The 17,247-nt window shown below is 67.7% G+C and carries 20 protein-coding genes; 12 read left to right on the plus strand and 8 right to left on the minus strand.

Features of this window, described 5'->3' with window-relative positions:
* Window positions 1-113 precede the first annotated feature (113 nt).
* A complete protein-coding gene (gene gltX / locus V6M56_RS16350) occupies window positions 114-1,454 on the plus strand; it encodes a glutamate--tRNA ligase (protein ID WP_332685213.1) in 1,341 nt (446 codons plus the stop codon).
* Window positions 1,455-1,740: 286 nt separating this feature from the next.
* On the opposite strand, the gene V6M56_RS16355 is transcribed toward gltX, so the two are convergent.
* From V6M56_RS16355 to V6M56_RS16365, 3 genes are all read right to left on the minus strand, one after another.
* Complete coding sequence (locus V6M56_RS16355) at window positions 1,741-2,406, minus strand: hypothetical protein (protein ID WP_332685214.1); 666 nt, start codon at window positions 2,404-2,406, stop codon at window positions 1,741-1,743.
* Window positions 2,407-2,587: 181 nt separating this feature from the next.
* Window positions 2,588-3,766, minus strand: a complete 1,179-nt coding sequence (locus V6M56_RS16360; RefSeq protein ID WP_332685215.1) for a DUF2865 domain-containing protein — start codon at window positions 3,764-3,766, stop codon at window positions 2,588-2,590.
* A gap of 152 nt (window positions 3,767-3,918) precedes the next feature.
* Window positions 3,919-4,413 (minus strand): MarR family winged helix-turn-helix transcriptional regulator, encoded by a 495-nt coding sequence (locus V6M56_RS16365; RefSeq protein ID WP_332685216.1) that lies wholly within the window; start codon window positions 4,411-4,413, stop codon window positions 3,919-3,921.
* 192 nt (window positions 4,414-4,605) lie between these two features.
* Between V6M56_RS16365 and hmgA the strand changes: the two genes are divergently transcribed.
* On the plus strand, window positions 4,606-5,964 hold the full coding sequence (gene hmgA, locus V6M56_RS16370) for a homogentisate 1,2-dioxygenase (RefSeq protein ID WP_332685217.1): 1,359 nt from the start codon (window positions 4,606-4,608) through the stop codon (window positions 5,962-5,964).
* 167 nt (window positions 5,965-6,131) lie between these two features.
* Here the strand turns inward: hmgA and V6M56_RS16375 are convergent, their stop codons facing one another.
* The gene (locus tag V6M56_RS16375) at window positions 6,132-7,217 is read right to left on the minus strand and encodes a TRAP transporter substrate-binding protein (protein ID WP_332685218.1); all 1,086 of its coding nucleotides are present in this window, start codon (window positions 7,215-7,217) and stop codon (window positions 6,132-6,134) included.
* 62 nt (window positions 7,218-7,279) lie between these two features.
* On the opposite strand from V6M56_RS16375, the gene V6M56_RS16380 reads away from it, so the two are divergent.
* The 3 genes from V6M56_RS16380 (at window position 7,280) to V6M56_RS16390 (ending at window position 9,974) form a co-directional block, all read left to right on the plus strand.
* Entirely contained in the window at window positions 7,280-8,293 is a 1,014-nt protein-coding gene (locus V6M56_RS16380) for a fumarylacetoacetate hydrolase family protein (RefSeq protein ID WP_332685219.1), read from the plus strand.
* A gap of 162 nt (window positions 8,294-8,455) precedes the next feature.
* Entirely contained in the window at window positions 8,456-9,415 is a 960-nt protein-coding gene (locus V6M56_RS16385) for an MBL fold metallo-hydrolase (RefSeq protein ID WP_332685220.1), read from the plus strand.
* A 4-nt stretch (window positions 9,416-9,419) separates the two neighbouring features.
* Window positions 9,420-9,974, plus strand: coding sequence for a DinB family protein (locus V6M56_RS16390; RefSeq protein ID WP_332685221.1), 555 nt, complete (start codon window positions 9,420-9,422; stop codon window positions 9,972-9,974).
* Window positions 9,975-9,991: 17 nt separating this feature from the next.
* Here the strand turns inward: V6M56_RS16390 and V6M56_RS16395 are convergent, their stop codons facing one another.
* Window positions 9,992-10,273 carry a HigA family addiction module antitoxin gene (locus V6M56_RS16395; protein WP_332685222.1) on the minus strand — a complete coding sequence of 94 codons (282 nt, stop codon included), beginning with the start codon at window positions 10,271-10,273 and terminating at the stop codon, window positions 9,992-9,994.
* Window positions 10,274-10,285: 12 nt separating this feature from the next.
* Entirely contained in the window at window positions 10,286-10,567 is a 282-nt protein-coding gene (locus V6M56_RS16400) for a type II toxin-antitoxin system RelE/ParE family toxin (protein ID WP_332685223.1), read from the minus strand.
* 47 nt (window positions 10,568-10,614) lie between these two features.
* Here V6M56_RS16400 and V6M56_RS16405 point away from each other — a divergent pair, with 47 nt between their 5' ends.
* The 4 genes from V6M56_RS16405 to V6M56_RS16420 all read left to right on the plus strand — a co-directional run bounded on the left by V6M56_RS16405 (window position 10,615) and on the right by V6M56_RS16420 (window position 13,628).
* Window positions 10,615-12,192, plus strand: coding sequence for an FAD-dependent oxidoreductase (locus tag V6M56_RS16405; RefSeq protein WP_332685224.1), 1,578 nt, complete (start codon window positions 10,615-10,617; stop codon window positions 12,190-12,192).
* On the plus strand, window positions 12,189-12,437 hold the full coding sequence (locus tag V6M56_RS16410; protein WP_332685225.1) for a DUF2783 domain-containing protein: 249 nt from the start codon (window positions 12,189-12,191) through the stop codon (window positions 12,435-12,437). The genes V6M56_RS16405 and V6M56_RS16410 overlap by 4 nt, the downstream gene beginning before the upstream one ends.
* Window positions 12,438-12,474: 37 nt before the next feature.
* Window positions 12,475-13,008 (plus strand): hypothetical protein, encoded by a 534-nt coding sequence (locus tag V6M56_RS16415; protein ID WP_332685226.1) that lies wholly within the window; start codon window positions 12,475-12,477, stop codon window positions 13,006-13,008.
* Window positions 13,009-13,109: 101 nt separating this feature from the next.
* On the plus strand, window positions 13,110-13,628 hold the full coding sequence (locus V6M56_RS16420) for a CreA family protein (protein ID WP_332685227.1): 519 nt from the start codon (window positions 13,110-13,112) through the stop codon (window positions 13,626-13,628).
* 12 nt (window positions 13,629-13,640) lie between these two features.
* Here the strand turns inward: V6M56_RS16420 and V6M56_RS16425 are convergent, their stop codons facing one another.
* Window positions 13,641-13,988: a hypothetical protein gene (locus V6M56_RS16425; RefSeq protein WP_332685228.1), complete on the minus strand. Its 348-nt coding sequence runs from the start codon at window positions 13,986-13,988 to the stop codon at window positions 13,641-13,643.
* An 89-nt stretch (window positions 13,989-14,077) separates the two neighbouring features.
* On the minus strand, window positions 14,078-14,449 hold the full coding sequence (locus tag V6M56_RS16430; RefSeq protein WP_332685229.1) for a hypothetical protein: 372 nt from the start codon (window positions 14,447-14,449) through the stop codon (window positions 14,078-14,080).
* A 353-nt stretch (window positions 14,450-14,802) separates the two neighbouring features.
* On the opposite strand from V6M56_RS16430, the gene cysS reads away from it, so the two are divergent.
* The 3 genes from cysS to V6M56_RS16445 are packed head-to-tail and all read left to right on the plus strand — an operon-like array spanning window position 14,803 to window position 17,110.
* Window positions 14,803-16,341: a cysteine--tRNA ligase gene (gene cysS / locus V6M56_RS16435; RefSeq protein ID WP_332685230.1), complete on the plus strand. Its 1,539-nt coding sequence runs from the start codon at window positions 14,803-14,805 to the stop codon at window positions 16,339-16,341.
* A complete protein-coding gene (locus V6M56_RS16440) occupies window positions 16,338-16,721 on the plus strand; it encodes a nucleotidyltransferase domain-containing protein (RefSeq protein WP_332685231.1) in 384 nt (127 codons plus the stop codon). The genes cysS and V6M56_RS16440 overlap by 4 nt, the downstream gene beginning before the upstream one ends.
* Window positions 16,718-17,110, plus strand: a complete 393-nt coding sequence (locus V6M56_RS16445; protein ID WP_332685232.1) for a HEPN domain-containing protein — start codon at window positions 16,718-16,720, stop codon at window positions 17,108-17,110. Before V6M56_RS16440 ends, V6M56_RS16445 begins: the two co-directional genes overlap by 4 nt.
* Window positions 17,111-17,247: the final 137 nt, after the last annotated feature.

Below are 17,247 nucleotides of genomic sequence, written 5' to 3' on the forward strand. Positions count from 1 at the left end.
CATCGCCTCTATCGCCTACCCTTGCGTCAATCTGGGCGCTTGTCGATATCTCCTTGCGAGCGCATCGTCGGTGCCCTTGCCCTCGCGCCCTTCCCGCGCGACAAGCGCCGGCCATGACCGTTCCCTTCGTCCGCACCGCGCCGTCGCCGACCGGCTATCTCCATATCGGCAACGCCCGCTCGATCCTGTTCAACTGGCTCTTCGCCAGGCGCCATGGCGGGCGCTTCCTGCTGCGCTATGACGACACCGACAAGGCGCGTTCGAAGCCGGAATTCGCGGAGGCGATCGCCGAGGATCTCGCCTGGCTCGGCGTCGTGCCCGATGCCAGCATCAAGCAGTCCGAGCGGCTCGGCCTCTACGATGAAGCTGCCGCCACGTTGCGCGCCGCCGGCCGGCTCTACCCCTGCTACGAGAGCGCCGACGAGCTCGACCGCCGCCGCAAGCGCCAGCTCGCGCGCGGCCTGCCGCCGGTCTACGACCGCGCCGCCCTGAAGCTGACGGCAGCCGACCGCGCCGCGCTGGAGGCCTCGGGGCGGCGTCCGCATTGGCGCTTCCAGCTCGACTGGGAGGAGATCGGCTGGGCCGATCTGGTGCGCGGCCCTTCGCATGTCGACTGCGCCTCGCTCTCCGACCCGGTCGTGGTGCGCGAGGACGGGACCTATCCCTACACGCTGCCTTCGGTGGTCGACGACGTCGACATGGGCATCACCCATGTCATCCGCGGCGAGGACCACGTCACCAACACGGCGGTGCAGATCCAGATCATCCAGGCGCTCGGCGCCGCGGTTCCAGTCTTCGGCCATCACAACCTGCTGACCACGGCGAGCGGGGAGGGGCTGTCGAAGCGGCTCGGCCACCTGTCCCTGCGCGGCCTGCGCGAATCCGGCGTCGAGGCGCTGGCGGTCGCGGCGCTTTCGGTGCTGGTCGGCTCATCCGATGCGGTCAGGCCGGTCTCCAGCCTCGACGAGCTCGCCGGGCTGGTCGATCTCGCCCATGTCTCGCGCGCCCCGGCGAAGTTCGACGAGCACGAACTCGAGGCGCTTTCGGCCCGGACGCTGCACCATTTCGAGTTCGCCGCCGTCGCCGAGCGCCTGCGCGCGCTGGGCATCCCGGCGAGCGAGCCGTTCTGGCTGGCGGTGCGCGGCAATCTCGACCGGCTCTCGGGCGCAGGCGTGTGGTGGCGGGTCGTCGAGGGTCCGATCGAGCCGCTCGTCGTCGACAAGGCCTTCGCCGCGGCGGCCGCGGCGCTGCTGCCGCCGGAGCCCTTCGACCAGACGAGCTGGAAGAGCTGGACGCAAGCGGTCGCCGCCGCCACCGGCACCAAGGGCAAGGCGCTGTTCATGCCGCTGCGCCAGGCCCTGACCGGGCGCGACCACGGCCCGGAGCTGGCGGCGCTCTTGCCGCTGATCGGCCGCGAGAAGGCGCTGAAGCGGCTGGCCGGCGAGACGGCGTGAACCAGCATCATTCCTGGGCGGAGTGTCCGGCCTACATCCACCGGATCACCGCTCCCATCCTGAACATCGGACCGAACAACGTATTCGGTTCGATATTCTAACGATCTGGAGCATCGGACCGAAAAGCGGAATCCGATTTTCGGTTGAATCCGATGCTACAACAAGGAGCTAGATCGCCATCTCTGCGTCCGGATGGACGCACGGCGATCTAGCGTCGGCTTTCCCCAAAACCGCATTCCGCTTTGCGGGCCGGCGCTCTAATTCTGCCCGCCTCCGGGGGATCGCATCAATTGCTGGCGAAGCAGTAGAACAGGCCGGCGCCGCCCGTGCCTTTTAGTGCATCCTGGCTGCAGCCGCCGCGCGAGAGGTGCGACATGTTCCAGGATTTGGCGGGCGGCGAGTCGTCGAGCCCCGTGCGGTCATGGTGGCCGACCATCACCGCGCCCTCGGCGCCGCTCTTGGTATAGTTGCCGCAGGTGCGGTCCTCGCCCGGGCCGAATGCCGTGCCGTCGGCCTGCGAGCCCGTCAGGATATCGTGCTGATTGGGTGAATCGCCGCGGCCGTTGACGGTTTCGCCTTTCTCATTGAGGGCGCTCTGCTTGGTGAGGCTCGCCGCGGCGCCGTGCAGATCGGCGACGCTGCTGGCGACCACCGTTCCCTTGGCGTTGCGCCACGGGCCGGCGCCGATACGGTCACGCGCATTGACCGCCGCTGCCCCACCAACTGCTTGCGTCGACAAATAGGCCCGCCAGGTCTTGCCACCGGCGCCGGCCGCTTGGGCGAGGCGCTGGCAGATCGCATCCGCCCCTTCGAGGCCCCCGAGATCCGCGCCCTTGCCGGAGCCGGTGCTCGTGACGAAAAAGCTCATCTCGGCCGTCTGGGCTACAACAGCGCTCGCGGACAGCGCCAGCAGCCCGGTCGCGGCGACAAGTCCGGCACATTTTGCGCGCATCGTCTGACACTCCCGTTCGTTTGTGCGTTCCTGGGCGCGTCGTTTCCGGTTGGTCCTGCATACCCGGCGGTCGGCCCGGGAATGACTTTAGCATACCCGCAATGCGAGATGGAATCGCCGCCTTCCCAGAGGCGCTTCGGACGTTTTGGCACCGCTCAGCCGGCGCGCCGGCCGCGTCGGATCAGGGCCGTGCCGTCGCGCCGGCGCCGAGATTGGGGGCGATGTTCGGGGCGACGATGCGTACGGTGCGCCGCTCGCCGGTGACGCTCTTGCTTTCGCGCTTGAGCCCGTCGCCCTGCTGGACCGTCTTCTCGCCATCGATCCGCTGCGGCCCGACGCCGGCGGATTCGGTGCTGGCCGTCGGCACGCTGGCGGCGGGCGCCGGCTCGTCGCCGGGCGCCGCCTGGAGCACGGTCGGAGCCGGTGCCGGTGCCGCCTCCGGCGCCGGGGTGGTGGTCTTCTTGCCACGCGCCGGCTGTGCCGGTTTCGGCCGCGACATTTCGAGCGAGCGCTCCTCGGTGACGATGATGTCGCCCTTGCGCTGCTCGAGCAGGCTCTCGGCTTCCTGCAGGGTCTGCGCCCAGCTCTGGCCGGGGGCCCGGCAGGTGCAGGCGGCGTCGAAGCTGCGGGTGTATTTCAGGGCGTTCGGCAGGGAGGCATAGGGCGTGCCGGTGCTGCGCGAGACCGCGTTCTGGATGTCGCCGCCATTGCTCATCCCGAAGGCGAGCGTCTCGCTGCCGGGGCAGAGCGCCTGGCACATCTCGTCCTGCCCCTCGCGCCCTCCCGGGCTGTTGGCGAGCGGGAAGAAGAAGCCGTCGCAGGTCCGCACGCAGACCGAATAGGGTCCGCCCTGGCGCGGCCGGTCCTCGGACTGCGGGTCGGGGTCGAGCTCGGGCAGGGTCGAATCGATCTCGCCGCGGCGCGGCTCGATGCCGAAGATCGTCTCGAAGAAACCGCGGCGCGGATCGCGGCAGTTATTGTCGATCAGCGCCGCGAGCTGCGCCCGGCGCTGGTCGATGCCGCCGCTCTGCGCCTGCCGCTGCAGCGCGCCGTACTGCGCCTGCAACTGCGCGAGATGGGCGCGGATGCCGCCGCATTGCGGTGGCGGCTGCTCGCCGAAGAACAGGAAGTTGCCGCGGTCGCAGCCCATCGAGCGGTACTGGCCGGATAGTTGCGCGATCTGCGAGCCGACGCGCTGCGCCGCCTGCGCGGCGCGCGGATCGCCGCCGCGCTGCCCCTGCAGGCTCGCCAACTCGGCCCGCCAGTTGCTGCAGGCGGGCGATTGCGCGACGGCCGCGCCGGTCAGCGCGGCAAGCGCCAGAGCCGGGGCGAGGATGCGTCGGAGCGAAGCGAAAATCATCGGAGGAAGCGTCTTGACCCTTGTTAGCCATGGGGCGCCGCAGGCCGCGGCGCGCCTTCGCTGAGCACATGTCACAAAGGCGACGGAACTATGGACATCCCGATTCGGGGCCAGCCGCCAGCCGGAATCGCATATCCGTGCCCCGGCGGCAATCAGGCGCCTTCCTCGTGATAGGTCCCGGCCAGCAGCCGCCCGCGCTCGGTCAGCACCGCCAGCACGCGCTCGAAGGTGCGCAACTCGTCGGCGGCGATGCCCTCGGTCCAGCGCTCCTCGAAGGCCAGCGCCAGCGGCACGATCTGGGCATAGACCCGCGCGCCGGCGGCCGTCAGGGTAACGAAGGACTCGCGCCGGTCGGCCCGGTTCTCGCTGCGCGCCACCAGCCCGCGCTGGTCGAGCCCCGCAACCGCCCGCGACACCTTGGTCTTGTGCATCTGCGATAGCTCGCCGATGTCGCGCGAGGTCATCCGGCCGAATTCGCCGAGCTGGGCGATCACCCGCCATTCCGGGATGCCGATGCCGAACTTCTCGCCATAGATGCGCGCCAGCGCCCGGCTGGCGAAGACCCCGGCGACGTTGAGGCGATAGGGCACGAACTGCTCGAGATGCAGGGCGCGTTCGCCGCCGGGCGGGTTCGGTTTCGTTGACATTAGTTTCACTTGCAACTAATCAGGAGGGCAGGTAATCAGGAGGGGAGGCGGCTGAGGGAGCGCGGCGCGAACGGCCGGAACCCGGCTTTTCGCAGAAGCCATGCTCCATTTCCACAGGATCCGGCTGCTCCGCGATCATCGCCGAACCGGTGCGGCTGTCAAAGGCGCCGGCGGCATCAGGAGGACCTGGCCATGAACGTCCAGACGACATCTCTTTCCGCTTCCGGCCAGCAGACGCAAGATGGGCGGCGCTACATGTCGGGCTTCGGCAATTCCTTCGAGACCGAGAGCCTGCCGGGCGCGCTGCCGATCGGCCGCAACTCGCCGCAGAAGGCGGCCTACGGCCTTTACGCCGAACAGCTCTCCGGCTCGCCCTTCACCGCGCCGCGCTCGACCAATGAGCGCTCCTGGCTCTACCGCATCCGCGCCAGCGTCAAGCATGGCGGCCGCTGGACGCTCGTCGACAAGGGCCTGATCCGCACCGCGCCCTGCCGCGACGAGACCAAACCCTCGCTGGGGCAGCTGCGCTGGAGCCCGATCCCGCTGCCGGAAGAGAAGCTGACCTTCCTCGCCGGCCTGCGCACCCTGACCACGGCCGGCGACGCCGATACCCAGGCAGGCATGGCCGCCCACATGCTCTTCGTCACCGCCTCGATGGAGCGCGAATACCTGTTCTGCGCCGATGGCGAGTTCCTGATCGTGGCGCAGGAAGGCCGCCTGCGCTTCTTCACCGAGTTCGGCATCATCGAGATCGAGCCCGGCGAGATCTGCGTCATCCCGCGCGGCGTCGTCTTCCGCGTCGAGCTGATCGACGGGCCGGCGCGCGCCTATGTCTGCGAGAACTATGGCGGCAGCTTCACCTTGCCCGATCGCGGGCCGATCGGCGCCAACTGCCTCGCCAACCCGCGCGACTTCCTCACCCCGGTGGCGGCCTATGAGGACATCGAGGAGCCCTCATTGCTCTACGCCAAATGGGGCGGGGAAATCTTCTCGACGGAGATCGGCCAGTCGCCGCTCGACGTCGTCGCCTGGCATGGCAATTACGCGCCCTACAAATACGATCTGCGGCATTATTCGCCGGTCGGCGCGATCTCGTTCGACCATCCCGACCCGTCGATCTTCACCGTGCTGACCGCGCCCTCCGAGACGCCCGGCACCGCGAATATCGACTTCGTCATCTTCCCCGAACGCTGGCTGGTGGCCGAGAACACCTTCCGGCCGCCCTGGTACCACCGCAACATCATGTCGGAGTTCATGGGGCTGATCTACGGCGTCTACGACGCCAAGCCGGAGGGCTTCACGCCCGGCGGCTTCAGCCTGCACAACATGATGCTGCCGCATGGCCCCGACGCCCAGGCCTTCGAGCATGCGAGCACCGTCGAGCTCAAGCCGGTCAAGCTCACCGGCACCATGGCCTTCATGTTCGAGACGAGATTCGCCCAGCGCGTCACCGGCTACGCCGCCGGCCTGCCGCAGCTCCAGGACAATTACGCCGCCTGCTGGGAGGGGCTGAACAAGCGCTTCGATCCGAAGAAGCGCGAGGCCTGGTAGGGTTTGCCGCCCCCCCTGGCCTGTTGCCTTTGCTCGGAGCCGCCCCGTCATCCTGGGCGAGCGAAGCTCGACCCGGGATCCATCGTAAGGCTCCGCGGCCTACGATGGATCCCGGATTTGCGCCGCTCCGCGGCTTGTCCAGGATGACGGCGAGGGAAAAACGGTCCTCAGCGCGCCTTCAGACGGTTCATGAACGCGTCATACGAAAGCTCCGCGACCTGCCACCAGAGCAGGTTCTCGCCGCGGAAGGCGACCATCGAATCATAGCCCTTCTTGAACAGCTCGCTCTTGGCCGAGGTCTCGGCATAGTACTCCTCGGCCGCCTTGAGCGAGGCTTCCATGATCGGCTGCGGGAAGGCCTTCAGCTGCGCGCCCTGGCCCACCAGCCGGCGCAGGCCGCCCGGATTCACGGCGTCGTATTTCGCCAGCATCCAGTTATTGGCCGCCTCGCAGGCATGGTAGACGATGGCCTGGTAGTGCTTCGGCAGCTTGTTCCACTGCTCCTGGTTGATGATGAGGTGGAGCATGGCGCCGCCCTCCCACCAGCCGGGATAGTAGTAGTAGCGGGCGACCTTCACGAAGCCGAGCTTCTCGTCGTCATAGGGGCCGACGAACTCGGCGGCGTCGATCGTGCCGCGCTCCAGGGCCGGATAGACGTCGCCGGCGGCGATCTGCGTCGGCACCACGCCGAGCTTGGCCAGCACCGCGCCGCCCATGCCGCCGATCCGGAACTTCAGCCCCTTGAGGTCGTCGAGCGTGGTCAGCTCCTTGCGGAAGAAGCCGCCCATCTGGCAGCCGGAATTGCCGCAGGGGATCGAGTAGGCGTTGAACTTGGCCAGCGCCTCGTTGACGATCTGCTCGCCGCCGCCGAAATACCACCAGCTATGCTGCTGGCGGGCGTTCAGGCCGAAGGGGATGCCGGTGCCGAGGCCGAGCGCCGGCTCCTTGCCGACATAGAAATAGGTCGGCGTGTGGGCGCATTCGACCGTGCCGGAGGTGACCGCATCGAGCGCCTGCAGGCCAGGCACGATCTCGCCGGCCGAGAAGGTCTGGACCTGGAACTTGCCGTCGGTCGCGTCCGCCATGAACTTCGCGAACTGCTGGGCGGTGCCGTAGATCGTGTCGAGCTGCTTGGGGAAGCTCGAGGTCAGCCGCCATTTCACTTCCGGCATCGACTGGGCGATCGCCGGCATCGCGATCGGCGTCGCGGCCACGGCGAGCGCGCCTGTTTTCAAAAACGTGCGGCGTTCCATAAGGTCTCCTCCCGGGGATCGGTTTGACCCCATCATGACTGTCCGGCACGGATTGGAAAGAGATGAAACTCGCATCCCTTATGCAAGGCCGTGATGGCCGGCTCGTCGTCGTCTCGAACGACCTGACCCGGGCGACCGACGCCTTCCCGGTGGTGGCGACGCTGCAGGGCGCGCTCGACGACTGGGAACGCTGCGCGCCACGGCTCGCCGACCTCGCCGAGGGGCTGGAACACGGCTCGGTGCCGTCCTTCCGCTTCCACGAGCATGACTGCGCCTCGCCGCTGCCGCGCGCCTATCAATGGCTCGACGGCTCGGCCTATGTGAACCATGTCGAGCTGGTCCGGAAGGCAAGGGGTGCGCCGATGCCGGAAAGCTTCTGGAGCGATCCGCTGATGTATCAGGGCGGCTCCGATTCGTTCCTCGGCCCGCGCCAGCCGGCCCGGATCCTCAGCGAGGATTACGGCATCGACCTCGAGGCCGAGATCGCGGTCGTCACCGGCGACGTGCCGATGGGGGCGAGCGTCGAGCAGGCGCGGGCGGCGATTCGCCTCGTCATGCTCGTCAACGACGTCAGCCTGCGCGAGCTGGTGCCGGCCGAGCTCGCCAAGGGCTTCGGCTTCCTTCAGTCCAAGCCGTCCTCCGCCTTCTCGCCGGTGGCGGTGACGCCCGGCGGGCTCGGGCCGGCCTGGGATGGCGGCAGGCTGAAGCTGCCGCTGCTCGCCCAGATCAACGGCAAGCCGTTCGGGCGCCCCGACGCCGGCACCGACATGACCTTCGACTTCGGCGTGCTGATCGCCCATGCGGCCAAGACCCGCCCGCTGGTCGCCGGCACGATCGTCGGCTCGGGCACGGTCTCGAATCGCGATGCCGATGGCGGGCCGGGCCGGCCGGTCGCCGAGGGCGGCCTCGGCTATGCCTGCATCGCCGAGCAGCGCATGGTCGAGACCATTCGCGGCGGCGCGGCCAAGACGCCCTTCCTGCGCTTCGGCGACAGCGTCCGCATCGAGATGAAGGATGCCGCCGGCCACTCGATCTTCGGCGCCATCGACCAGGAGATCATGCCCTATGCGCCGTGAAGGCCGCCGTCATTCCGATGGGCGACGCCGACCCCTTTGCGTCATTGCGAGCGCAGCGAAGCAATCCAGGAGGGCTCGTTCGACGGCCCCTGGATTGCTTCGTCGCTGCGCTCCTCGCAATGACGGTGATTTCCGAGCTCTTTGTTGGATGAGGTTCTGACGATGTCCGACGGCCCCGCCTTCGCCTCCACTGCCGATCTCGGCGAGAAGACCGTTTCCTTCGATGAGATCGGCCGGGGCGTCTACGCCTACACCGCCGAGGGCGACCCCAATAGCGGCATCGTCGTCGGCGACGACAGCGTCCTCGTCTTCGACGCGCAGGCGACGCCGACCATGGCGCAGCGGGTGATCGCCAAGGTGCGCGAGGTCACCGACAAGCCGGTCAGCCATGTCGTGCTCTCGCATTACCACGCCGTGCGCGTGCTCGGCGCCCCGGCCTATGGCGCCCGCGAGATCGTCTGCTCGGATGCCGCCCGCGCCATGATCGTCGAGCGCGGCGAGGAGGACAAGGCGAGCGAGATCGGCCGCTTCCCGCGGCTCTTTCAGGGCGCCGAATCGATCCGCCCGGGCCTGACCTGGCCGACCGCGACCTTCTCGCACAACGCCTCGATCTGGCTCGGCAGCCGCGAGGTCCGGCTGATGAGGCTCGGACGCGGCCACACCGCCGGCGACATCGTCGCCTGGGTGCCGGACGTCAACGTGATCTTCGCCGGCGACCTCGTCGAATACGGCGCGACGCCCTATTGCGGCGACGCGCATTTCAGCGACTGGCCGGCGACGCTCGACGCGCTGGCGAGCTTCGCCCCGGCCGCCATGGTGCCGGGCCGCGGCGCGGCCCTGACCAACCGGGCGATGGTCGGCGACGGCATCAAGGGCACGCGTGCCTTCCTGTCCGATCTCTACGAGGCGGTGAAGGGCCATGTCGCTGCCGGCCGCTCGCTGCGCGAGACCTTCGAGCGGGTGCACGAGACACTGGCGCCTTCCTATGGCGAGTGGGTCATCTTCGAGCACTGCCTGCCCTTCAACGTCACCCGTGCCTATGACGAGGCCGGTGGCCTCGACCATCCGCGCATCTGGACCGACGAGCGCGACCGCCAGATGTGGCTGGATCTGCGGGGATAGGGCGATGGCGCTCGCCCTTCATTTCCGCAAGGCGGCACGCAACAACGCCTGGTCCAACGACCGGCTGCTGCGTGCCTGCACGGAACTGAGCGAGGCCGAGTTCAGGGCGAAGCGCACCAGCTTCTTCCCCTCCCTGCACGAGACGCTGAACCACAGCCTCTCCATCGATCTGTACTATCTCGACATGCTGGAGGAGGGCGGTCGCGGGCTGAGGGTTTTCGACGCTCTCCGGCCTATGGCGGCGGGGCCGCTGCGGACCGCGCAACTCGCCAGCGACCGCCGGCTCGTCGCCTTCTGCGATGCGCAGGACGAGGCCCTGCTCGCCCGGACCGTCCCGACGGACCGGGGCGAGGACGGCATCGTGCAAGAGCGCGTCGACGACCTGCTGGCGCATCTTTTCCAGCACCAGATCCACCATCGCGGCCAGGCGCATGCGATGCTCGCCGGCACCGCCATCGCGCCACCCCAACTCGACGAATACTTTCTCGCCTTCGATGCCGGGCGCCGCGCTGCCGAACTGAAGGCGCTGGGGCTCGAGGGACCGGAGGCGCTGGGGTGATGGCGACTCGGATCGCGTCAGGCCGCGCGCGGGTTGACCGCGGAATAATCCTGCTCGGCTTCTGCCCGAGACAGGTCGTGCGCCGCTTGCAGGTTGAGCCAGAAGCGCGGGTCGGTGCCGAAATAGCGGCCGAGCCGGATCGCCGTGTCGGCGGAGACGTCGCGGCGCTGCCGCACCAGGTCGCTGATCCGGTTGCCCGGCACGTCGAGCGCCTTGGCGAGCGCGCGCGCGCTCATGCCGAGGGGCAGCAGATACTCCTCGCGCAGGACCTCGCCGGGGTGAGTTCGGATACGTGCCATGGCTCTCGCCCTTCAATGATAGTCGACGATCTCGACGGCTTCCGGCCCTTCGCCGTCCCAGCGAAAGCAGAGGCGCCATTGGTCGTTGATCCTGATGCTCCACTGCCCATGGCGCTCGCCCTTGAGCGCTTCGAGCCGGTTGCCCGGTGGCGAGCGGAGGTCACCGAGCGCGGTCGCGGCATCGAGCATGTCGAGCTTGCGGACCGCCGTCCTCTCGAGCGAGCGCCAGCGTGCCGGACAGGTTCCGCCCCGGAACAGCCGTTCGGTGTCACGGTCGGCGAAGCTCAGGATCATGACGCAGTGTATGATACGTATCGCATATCGGTCAACGGGCGGCGCTGATGCAGCCCGGTCGCCAATTCGCCTATCGCCGGTCGCCCGATCAGGATGCAGTCGTCCCGGTCCGGCACCCCGTCGTCATCGTCGGCGCCGGGCCGGTCGGGCTGACGCTGGCGCTCGACCTGGCGCGCCGCGCCGTTCCCGTCGTGCTGCTCGACGATGCCGACCGGATCGGCGAAGGCTCGCGCGCCATCTGCTTCGCCAAGCGCACGCTCGAGATCTTCGACCGGCTCGGGCTGGCGGAGGCGATGGTCGCCAGGGGCGTTACCTGGCAGAAGGGCAAGGTCTTCCGCGGCGAGGACGTCCTCTACGAGTTCGACCTCTTGCCCGAGGCCGGCCACAAGCAGCCGGCCTTCATCAACCTCCAGCAATATTACGTCGAGGCGGCACTGGTCGAAGCGGCGCTGGTGGAGCCGCTGATCGACCTGCGCTGGAGCAACCGCCTGGTCGGGCTGCAGGCGCGCGAGGACGGTGCCGAGATCAGCATCGCCACCCCAGAGGGCGAATACGCCATGTCGGCCGACTGGCTCGTCGCCTGCGACGGGGCCCGTTCGCCGACGCGCGGCCTGCTCGGGCTGGAATTCCGCGGCGAGGCCTTCGAGGACCGCTTCCTGATCGCCGATGTCAAGATGAAAGGCGCTTTTCCGACCGAGCGCTGGTTCTGGTTCGACCCGCCCTTCCATTCCGGCCGCTCCGCGCTGCTGCACAAGCAGCCGGACGATGTCTGGCGCATCGACCTGCAGCTTGGCCGCGACGCCGATCCCGAGCACGAGAAGCGCCCCGAGATCGTCCGCCCGCGCCTCGAGCGCATGCTCGGCCATGCCGATTTCGCGCTGGAATGGGTCTCGGTCTACCGCTTCCAGTGCCGCCGGCTCGACCGTTTCGTCCATGGCCGCGTCGTCTTCGCCGGCGATGCCGCCCACCAGGTTTCGCCCTTCGGCGCGCGCGGCGCCAATTCCGGCATCCAGGACGCCGATAATCTCGGCTGGAAGCTGGCGCTGGTGCTGCAGGGGAAAAGCCCGGCCTCGCTCATCGCCAGCTACGATCTGGAGCGTGGCGCGGCCGCCGACGAGAACATCCTCAATTCGACGCGGGCGACCGACTTCATCGCGCCGCGCTCGCCCGGCGAACGGCTGTTGCGCGAGGCGTCGCTGGCGCTGGCGCCGTTGACCGGCTTCGGCAAGCGCTTCGTCAATTCGGGCAGGCTCTCGCTGCCGACGGCCTATGCCGATTCGCCGCTCTCGACGCCGGATTCCGGCTGGGCCGGCGGCGTGCCGCCCGGTGCGCCCTTTCTCGATGCGCCGCTCTCCGACGGGGTTGGGGGCTTTGCCTGGTTGAGCGAAGCTCTGGCGCCGGGGACACCCGTCGTGATCGGCGATGCCGCTGGGCTTGCGCCACCGGAGACGGTCGCCGTCGTTCCGGCTGCCGGGGGCGACGACATCCTGCGCCGGCGCTATGGGCTGGCACCCGGCGACGCCGTCGTGCTGCGGCCGGACGGGCATGCCGCCGCCCGCTTCCATGCCACGAGCCGGGCCGACATCGCCGGCGCGATCGAGAAACTGGAGGGCCGTGCGCCATGACCGAGCCGGAGCCGACCGAGCCGGAGCAGACTGAGCCGGGGCAGGGCGAGCCGCGGTGCCTCGCGCGCGAAAGCCGCTTCGCCGATCCCGACGCTGCCTACCGGCTCCTCGCCGAGGCGCATCGCGATCTCGACGAGGCCCACAGCGCCGCGCTGAATGCGCGGCTGGTGCTGATTCTGGCCAACCAGATCGGCGAGCTCGAAGTTCTGCGCGAGGCCGTGGCGCTGGCGCGGCAAGCACGATAACGTCGCTCCGACCACGCATTTCGGAGCCTGCCGCCAGATGGACGATCTCGCGCCCTTCTACCCGACGCTGATCCCGCTCGCCTTCTTCTTCTGGGGTCCGGCACTGGTGATGCTGCTGTTCTGGCTGGTCGGGCTCTGGGCCGGGCGGCTCGGCGTCGCCCGCGCTTTGGAGAGCGACTGGGACGGCTTCACCAGGGACGATGTCGAAAAACTCTTCACCGCCTATGGCGAGAAGAAGCGCGCCCTCTACCGCAACAGGCTGCTGCCCGCCGACGCTGCGGTCGCCCTGACCTATGCCATCGTCGGCGGCGTCATCGTCGCCGGCCTGTCGATGCGCGGTTATCCCTGGTGGGTCGCGGCGCTCTGCGGCGGCGGCTGGCTCTTCGGCGGGCTCTGCGACATCGCCGAGAATCTCGCCGTCGCCCGCCTGCTGGATCGCTATCCGGCGGTCGAGGACGGCACGGTCGCCTTCGCCAGCGGCTTCACGCGCATCAAGCTCGTGCTGTTCCTGCTCGGCGTGATCGGCGCGATCGCCGCCGCCTATCTGGCGTTCAGGCCGCTGGCGGGCTGAACCGGCCAGCGGTCGCGCCCGCTTTCCAACGCACTGGCGCGCCGGGCTGCGGCATCCCATATCCTGCCGGCGTCATACGAAAAGCGTCGGGAGAATACGGAATGCGGTTTCGTCGTCATGTCCTGGCCGTTCTGGCCGCTTTCGCCCTCGGCAGCGCCGCGTTTTCGCCGGCACAGGCCCAGGAGGACCTGATCTTCCGGAAGTCGACCGTCTGGAAGATGATGACCCCCGACGACAAGCTCGCCGTCTACGGCGTCGACGATCCGGTGGTCGAGGGCGTGGCTTGCCATTATACCGTGCCCGAGAAGGGTGGCGTCTCCGGCATGTTCGGCGTTGCCGAGGAGGTCTCCGACGTCTCGCTCTCCTGCCGCCAGATCGGCCCGATCAAGTTCAAGGAGAAGTTCTCGCAAGGCGACGTCGTCTTCCGCGAGCGCCGCTCGCTGATCTGGAAGAAGATGCAGATCGTCCGCGGCTGTGACGTCAAGCGCAACGTGCTGATCTACATGGTCTATACCGACAAGCTGATCGACGGCTCGCCGCAGAACTCGACCTCGAGCGTGCCGATCATGCCCTGGGGCGGGATGGGCGAAGTTGCGAAATGCGCGGAATGGGTGAGGTGACGGGCGTCGGCTCTAGCGGGGCGTATAGCTGCCGGTGTAGTTGCAGTTCGCACCGTGGAAAGTCGTGCACTGGCCGCTCTCCGACACTATGAGGCTGCGGCCTTTGCGGCGAATATCCAGCCGGCAGACCTCGCCTTCCCGTTCGGCCTCGGCCACGAGCTTATCGCCCTGGACACGGCCGCGCGCCGAAATCATGCCGACGCAGCTCCTGCTGCCGATCTCGATATCGACCTTGAGCACGCCGGCGCCGGCCGGGCGGATCGTCATGCTGCCGCCGAGCATGCGATAGCGGCCCTCGAAGGCATGGGCCGGCAAGAGCGTCGTCAGGACGAGGGCGGTAGCGAGCGCTGGACGGATCATTGGCCGACGGTCCCCGATGCAGCCGGGCCAGATCCGCGGCTGTTCAGAGTGCGGCTTGCGTCGATCTGACGAGATTCCGCTCGGCGGGCTCAGCCGCTGCAGGTGATCGCCAGCGGCTGCTCCGCGGCGGACGCACCGGCCGGGCGCGGGGTCGATCCGGTGAAATCTTCCTGCAAGGCGACGCCATAGGCGGTGGCAACGCGGTGGCCTTGCGCCTCGCACCAGGCATTGGCGACGATCTGGCCGCATTCGGCCTTGCTGGCGATGCAATCGGCGACGCCGTAGCCGTCGTTGGCGGGGATCAGATAGGTGCGCTCGGCCTTGGGAGCAGCGACCGTGTCGGTCGAGGGCAGCACGGCAAGCGAGAGCCCGGCCCCGATGATGCCGAACAATCCGACCAGAGCTACCGCGCGGCGCATGATGTTTTCCTTGAGCTTCGACGGGCTCTGAACCTTCGACATGGCAGCTTGGTTCCGAACGCTTAAAATCTGATGAAGTGCCGGCATTGATGTTGCGGCGCACAAGAGGGCGGCGCTTGTGGCGGGATTGCGGCAGCCAGAGCCGGAATCGCTGGATGAACGGGGTGCGTGGCGCATCGGCCGGCAAGCGTTGCAGCACTGCCACTTGACGTAAGCGTACGCGGCAGGCATTCACGAGCATGATGACGCGAGCCCTTGCCATTATTTGTCTGATTTGCCGCTAGCTTTCGCTGGCCGGCTGCTCACGTCCTCGTTCCAACGAAAAGACAGACAGCGCCCCGGCCAGCGGCCAGGATATGCCGTTTTTGTCGCCTTTTCGTCAGGACACCGCTTCGATGCAGCCGAACCTCAGGCTCTACAACACGCTGACGCGGACGAAGGAGGCCTTTGCCCCCGTCGATCCCAAGAACGTGCGCATGTATGTCTGCGGGCCGACGGTCTATGACTACGCCCATATCGGCAATGCCCGCCCGGTCATCGTCTTCGACGTGCTCTACCGGCTGCTGCGCCATCTCTACGGCGAGAGCCACGTCCGCTATGCCCGCAACCTCACCGACGTCGACGACAAGATCAATGCGCGGGCGGCCCGCGACTTTCCCGATCTGCCGCTGAACCAGGCGATCGCCAGGGTCACGCAAGGCACGACGGCGCAGTTCCATGCCGATGTCGACGCGCTCGGCAATCTGCGGCCGACCGAGGAGCCGCGCGCCACCGGCCATATCGAGGAGATGAAGGCGATCATCGAGCGGCTGATCGCCCGCGGCGTCGCCTATGTCGCCGAGGAGCATGTGCTGTTCCATGTCCCGGCGGTGGCCGGCATGAAGGGCGCGCCGCGCTATGGCTCGCTCGCCCGCCGCTCGCTCGACGAGATGATCTCAGGCGCCCGCGTCGATGTCGCTCCCTACAAGCGCGACCCGATGGATTTCGTGCTCTGGAAGCCGAGCCGCGACGGCGTCGATCCAGGCTGGCCCTCGCCCGCCGGAATCGCCACTCCGGGCCGTCCCGGCTGGCATATCGAGTGCTCGGCCATGTCGATGAAGGCGCTGCTCGAGCCCTTCGGCGGCGGCCTGCAATGCGACGATCCCGGCAAGAACGTCTTCGATATCCATGGCGGCGGCATCGACCTCGTCTTCCCGCACCATGAGAACGAGATGGCGCAGTCCTGCTGCGCCTTCGGTGGCGCGGAGGGCGCCGCACGCATGGCCAACATCTGGATGCATAACGGCTTCCTGCAGGTCGAGGGCGAGAAGATGTCGAAGAGCCTCGGCAACTTCGTCACCATCAACGAGCTGCTGGAGACGGAGAGCTTCGGTGGGCGCAAATGGCCCGGCGAAGTGCTGCGGCTCGCGATGCTGAAGACGCATTACCGCCAGCCGATCGACTGGACGGTGAAGGCGCTGGAGGAGGCGGAGAAAAAGCTGGATCGTTACAGCCGCATCCTAGAGAAATTTGGCTCCGAAGACGGTTCGGAAATTCCTTATGCTGTCACAAGCAAGCTTTCCGATGATCTAAACACGGCAGCGGTCCTCGCAGAGATTGACGCTATTGCTCGTCAAGCGAGCGGAGTGGTTTCTGACGGCCCGTTAAGTGCGGCAGAAATCATCGAAGGCCAAACCCGCGCGGCAAACGAACTCCGTGCTTCATTGGGTTTCCTCGGTATCGAATTTGCGGCTCAACGACCGGGCAAGGTTAATGCGCTGTTTCAGAGCGAAATCGAGAAGCTCATCGCCGCCCGCCTCGAAGCCCGCCGCGCCAAGAACTTCGCCGAATCCGACCGCATCCGCGACGAACTGGTCGCCATGGGCATCGTGCTGATGGACGGCAAGGATCCGGCTACCGGCGAGCTCACGACGGGTTGGGAGGTGAAGCGATGAGCGATGTTCTGACCCTGCTTGCGCCGCCCAGCGACGCCGCGGTGGCGCGTGCTCTCGCCGACTATGCCCGCCTCGCCGGTGACGTTTATCGGGAGCGGCTGGTCGGCCTCCATCTCTTCGGCAGCCGCGCTCGGGGCGACCATCGTCCCGACAGCGATGCCGATCTCGCCGTGATTCTGAGGTCGTTTCAGGGGTCGGCGCTCGACGAGAAGATGCGGCTGATCGATCTCGGCTTCGACGCGCTGACAGATGCCGGGGTGATGATTCAGCCTTGGCCGTTCACGCTCGCTCAATGGGAGATGCGCGAGCCCGGCGGGCGATTTTCGGACCTGCTGATCGCGGCGAAGCGCGACGGGCGGCCAGTGGATCTAGGCTCATGAGGCCGCGTGTCGGAAAGGCCGAGCAGTCGCTGCGCTCAGCGGAATTGCTGCTGGCTGCCGGTGATCTCGATGGCGAGGTCAATCGCGCCTATTATGCCTGCTATGATGCGGCGCGCGGCGTTCTGGAGGCGGTTTCCGGTCTCGATACGCGTGAGGTGAAAACGCATAGCGGACTCATCCGGCTTTTCAATCTGCGGGTCGTTAAGGCTGGCCTCATGCCGTTGGAGATCGGGCGCCTGATCGGGCGCGAAGAGCAGCTTCGATTGTTCGCGGACTATGGGGACGGTGTTCACGAGCGCAGCGAGGCCGAACTTGCCGTCAGGCAAGCGGCAGATTTCCTGGCCGCCTGCGTCGGTCTCATCCGCGACAAGAGCAACGAGCAATCATGACCCAGAAATCCAAAATCCGCCCCGCCGGCTCGCTCTCGCTCGCGATCAAGCTCGTCATGCTCGCCATGGTGATGCCGAAGGTGCTGCGCTACCGGCTGAGAATGCGGCGATGAGCGCCCGCATCCACCTCTTCGACA

Origin of the sequence: Allobosea sp. (assembly GCF_036675845.1) — a bacterium.
In the GTDB taxonomy this organism is placed as follows: domain Bacteria; phylum Pseudomonadota; class Alphaproteobacteria; order Rhizobiales; family Beijerinckiaceae; genus Allobosea.

Bases quoted from the DNA above. Each gene is read 5' to 3' on its own strand.
- gltX (WP_332685213.1), top strand. From the start codon at position 114: ATGACCGTTCCCTTCGTCCGCACCGCGCCGTCGCCGACCGGCTATCTC.
- V6M56_RS16355 (WP_332685214.1), bottom strand. From the start codon at position 2,406: ATGCGCGCAAAATGTGCCGGACTTGTCGCCGCGACCGGGCTGCTGGCG.
- V6M56_RS16360 (WP_332685215.1), bottom strand. From the start codon at position 3,766: ATGATTTTCGCTTCGCTCCGACGCATCCTCGCCCCGGCTCTGGCGCTT.
- V6M56_RS16365 (WP_332685216.1), bottom strand. From the start codon at position 4,413: ATGTCAACGAAACCGAACCCGCCCGGCGGCGAACGCGCCCTGCATCTC.
- hmgA (WP_332685217.1), top strand. From the start codon at position 4,606: ATGAACGTCCAGACGACATCTCTTTCCGCTTCCGGCCAGCAGACGCAA.
- V6M56_RS16375 (WP_332685218.1), bottom strand. From the start codon at position 7,217: ATGGAACGCCGCACGTTTTTGAAAACAGGCGCGCTCGCCGTGGCCGCG.
- V6M56_RS16380 (WP_332685219.1), top strand. From the start codon at position 7,280: ATGAAACTCGCATCCCTTATGCAAGGCCGTGATGGCCGGCTCGTCGTC.
- V6M56_RS16385 (WP_332685220.1), top strand. From the start codon at position 8,456: ATGTCCGACGGCCCCGCCTTCGCCTCCACTGCCGATCTCGGCGAGAAG.
- V6M56_RS16390 (WP_332685221.1), top strand. From the start codon at position 9,420: ATGGCGCTCGCCCTTCATTTCCGCAAGGCGGCACGCAACAACGCCTGG.
- V6M56_RS16395 (WP_332685222.1), bottom strand. From the start codon at position 10,273: ATGGCACGTATCCGAACTCACCCCGGCGAGGTCCTGCGCGAGGAGTAT.
- V6M56_RS16400 (WP_332685223.1), bottom strand. From the start codon at position 10,567: ATGATCCTGAGCTTCGCCGACCGTGACACCGAACGGCTGTTCCGGGGC.
- V6M56_RS16405 (WP_332685224.1), top strand. From the start codon at position 10,615: ATGCAGCCCGGTCGCCAATTCGCCTATCGCCGGTCGCCCGATCAGGAT.
- V6M56_RS16410 (WP_332685225.1), top strand. From the start codon at position 12,189: ATGACCGAGCCGGAGCCGACCGAGCCGGAGCAGACTGAGCCGGGGCAG.
- V6M56_RS16415 (WP_332685226.1), top strand. From the start codon at position 12,475: ATGGACGATCTCGCGCCCTTCTACCCGACGCTGATCCCGCTCGCCTTC.
- V6M56_RS16420 (WP_332685227.1), top strand. From the start codon at position 13,110: ATGCGGTTTCGTCGTCATGTCCTGGCCGTTCTGGCCGCTTTCGCCCTC.
- V6M56_RS16425 (WP_332685228.1), bottom strand. From the start codon at position 13,988: ATGATCCGTCCAGCGCTCGCTACCGCCCTCGTCCTGACGACGCTCTTG.
- V6M56_RS16430 (WP_332685229.1), bottom strand. From the start codon at position 14,449: ATGTCGAAGGTTCAGAGCCCGTCGAAGCTCAAGGAAAACATCATGCGC.
- cysS (WP_332685230.1), top strand. From the start codon at position 14,803: ATGCAGCCGAACCTCAGGCTCTACAACACGCTGACGCGGACGAAGGAG.
- V6M56_RS16440 (WP_332685231.1), top strand. From the start codon at position 16,338: ATGAGCGATGTTCTGACCCTGCTTGCGCCGCCCAGCGACGCCGCGGTG.
- V6M56_RS16445 (WP_332685232.1), top strand. From the start codon at position 16,718: ATGAGGCCGCGTGTCGGAAAGGCCGAGCAGTCGCTGCGCTCAGCGGAA.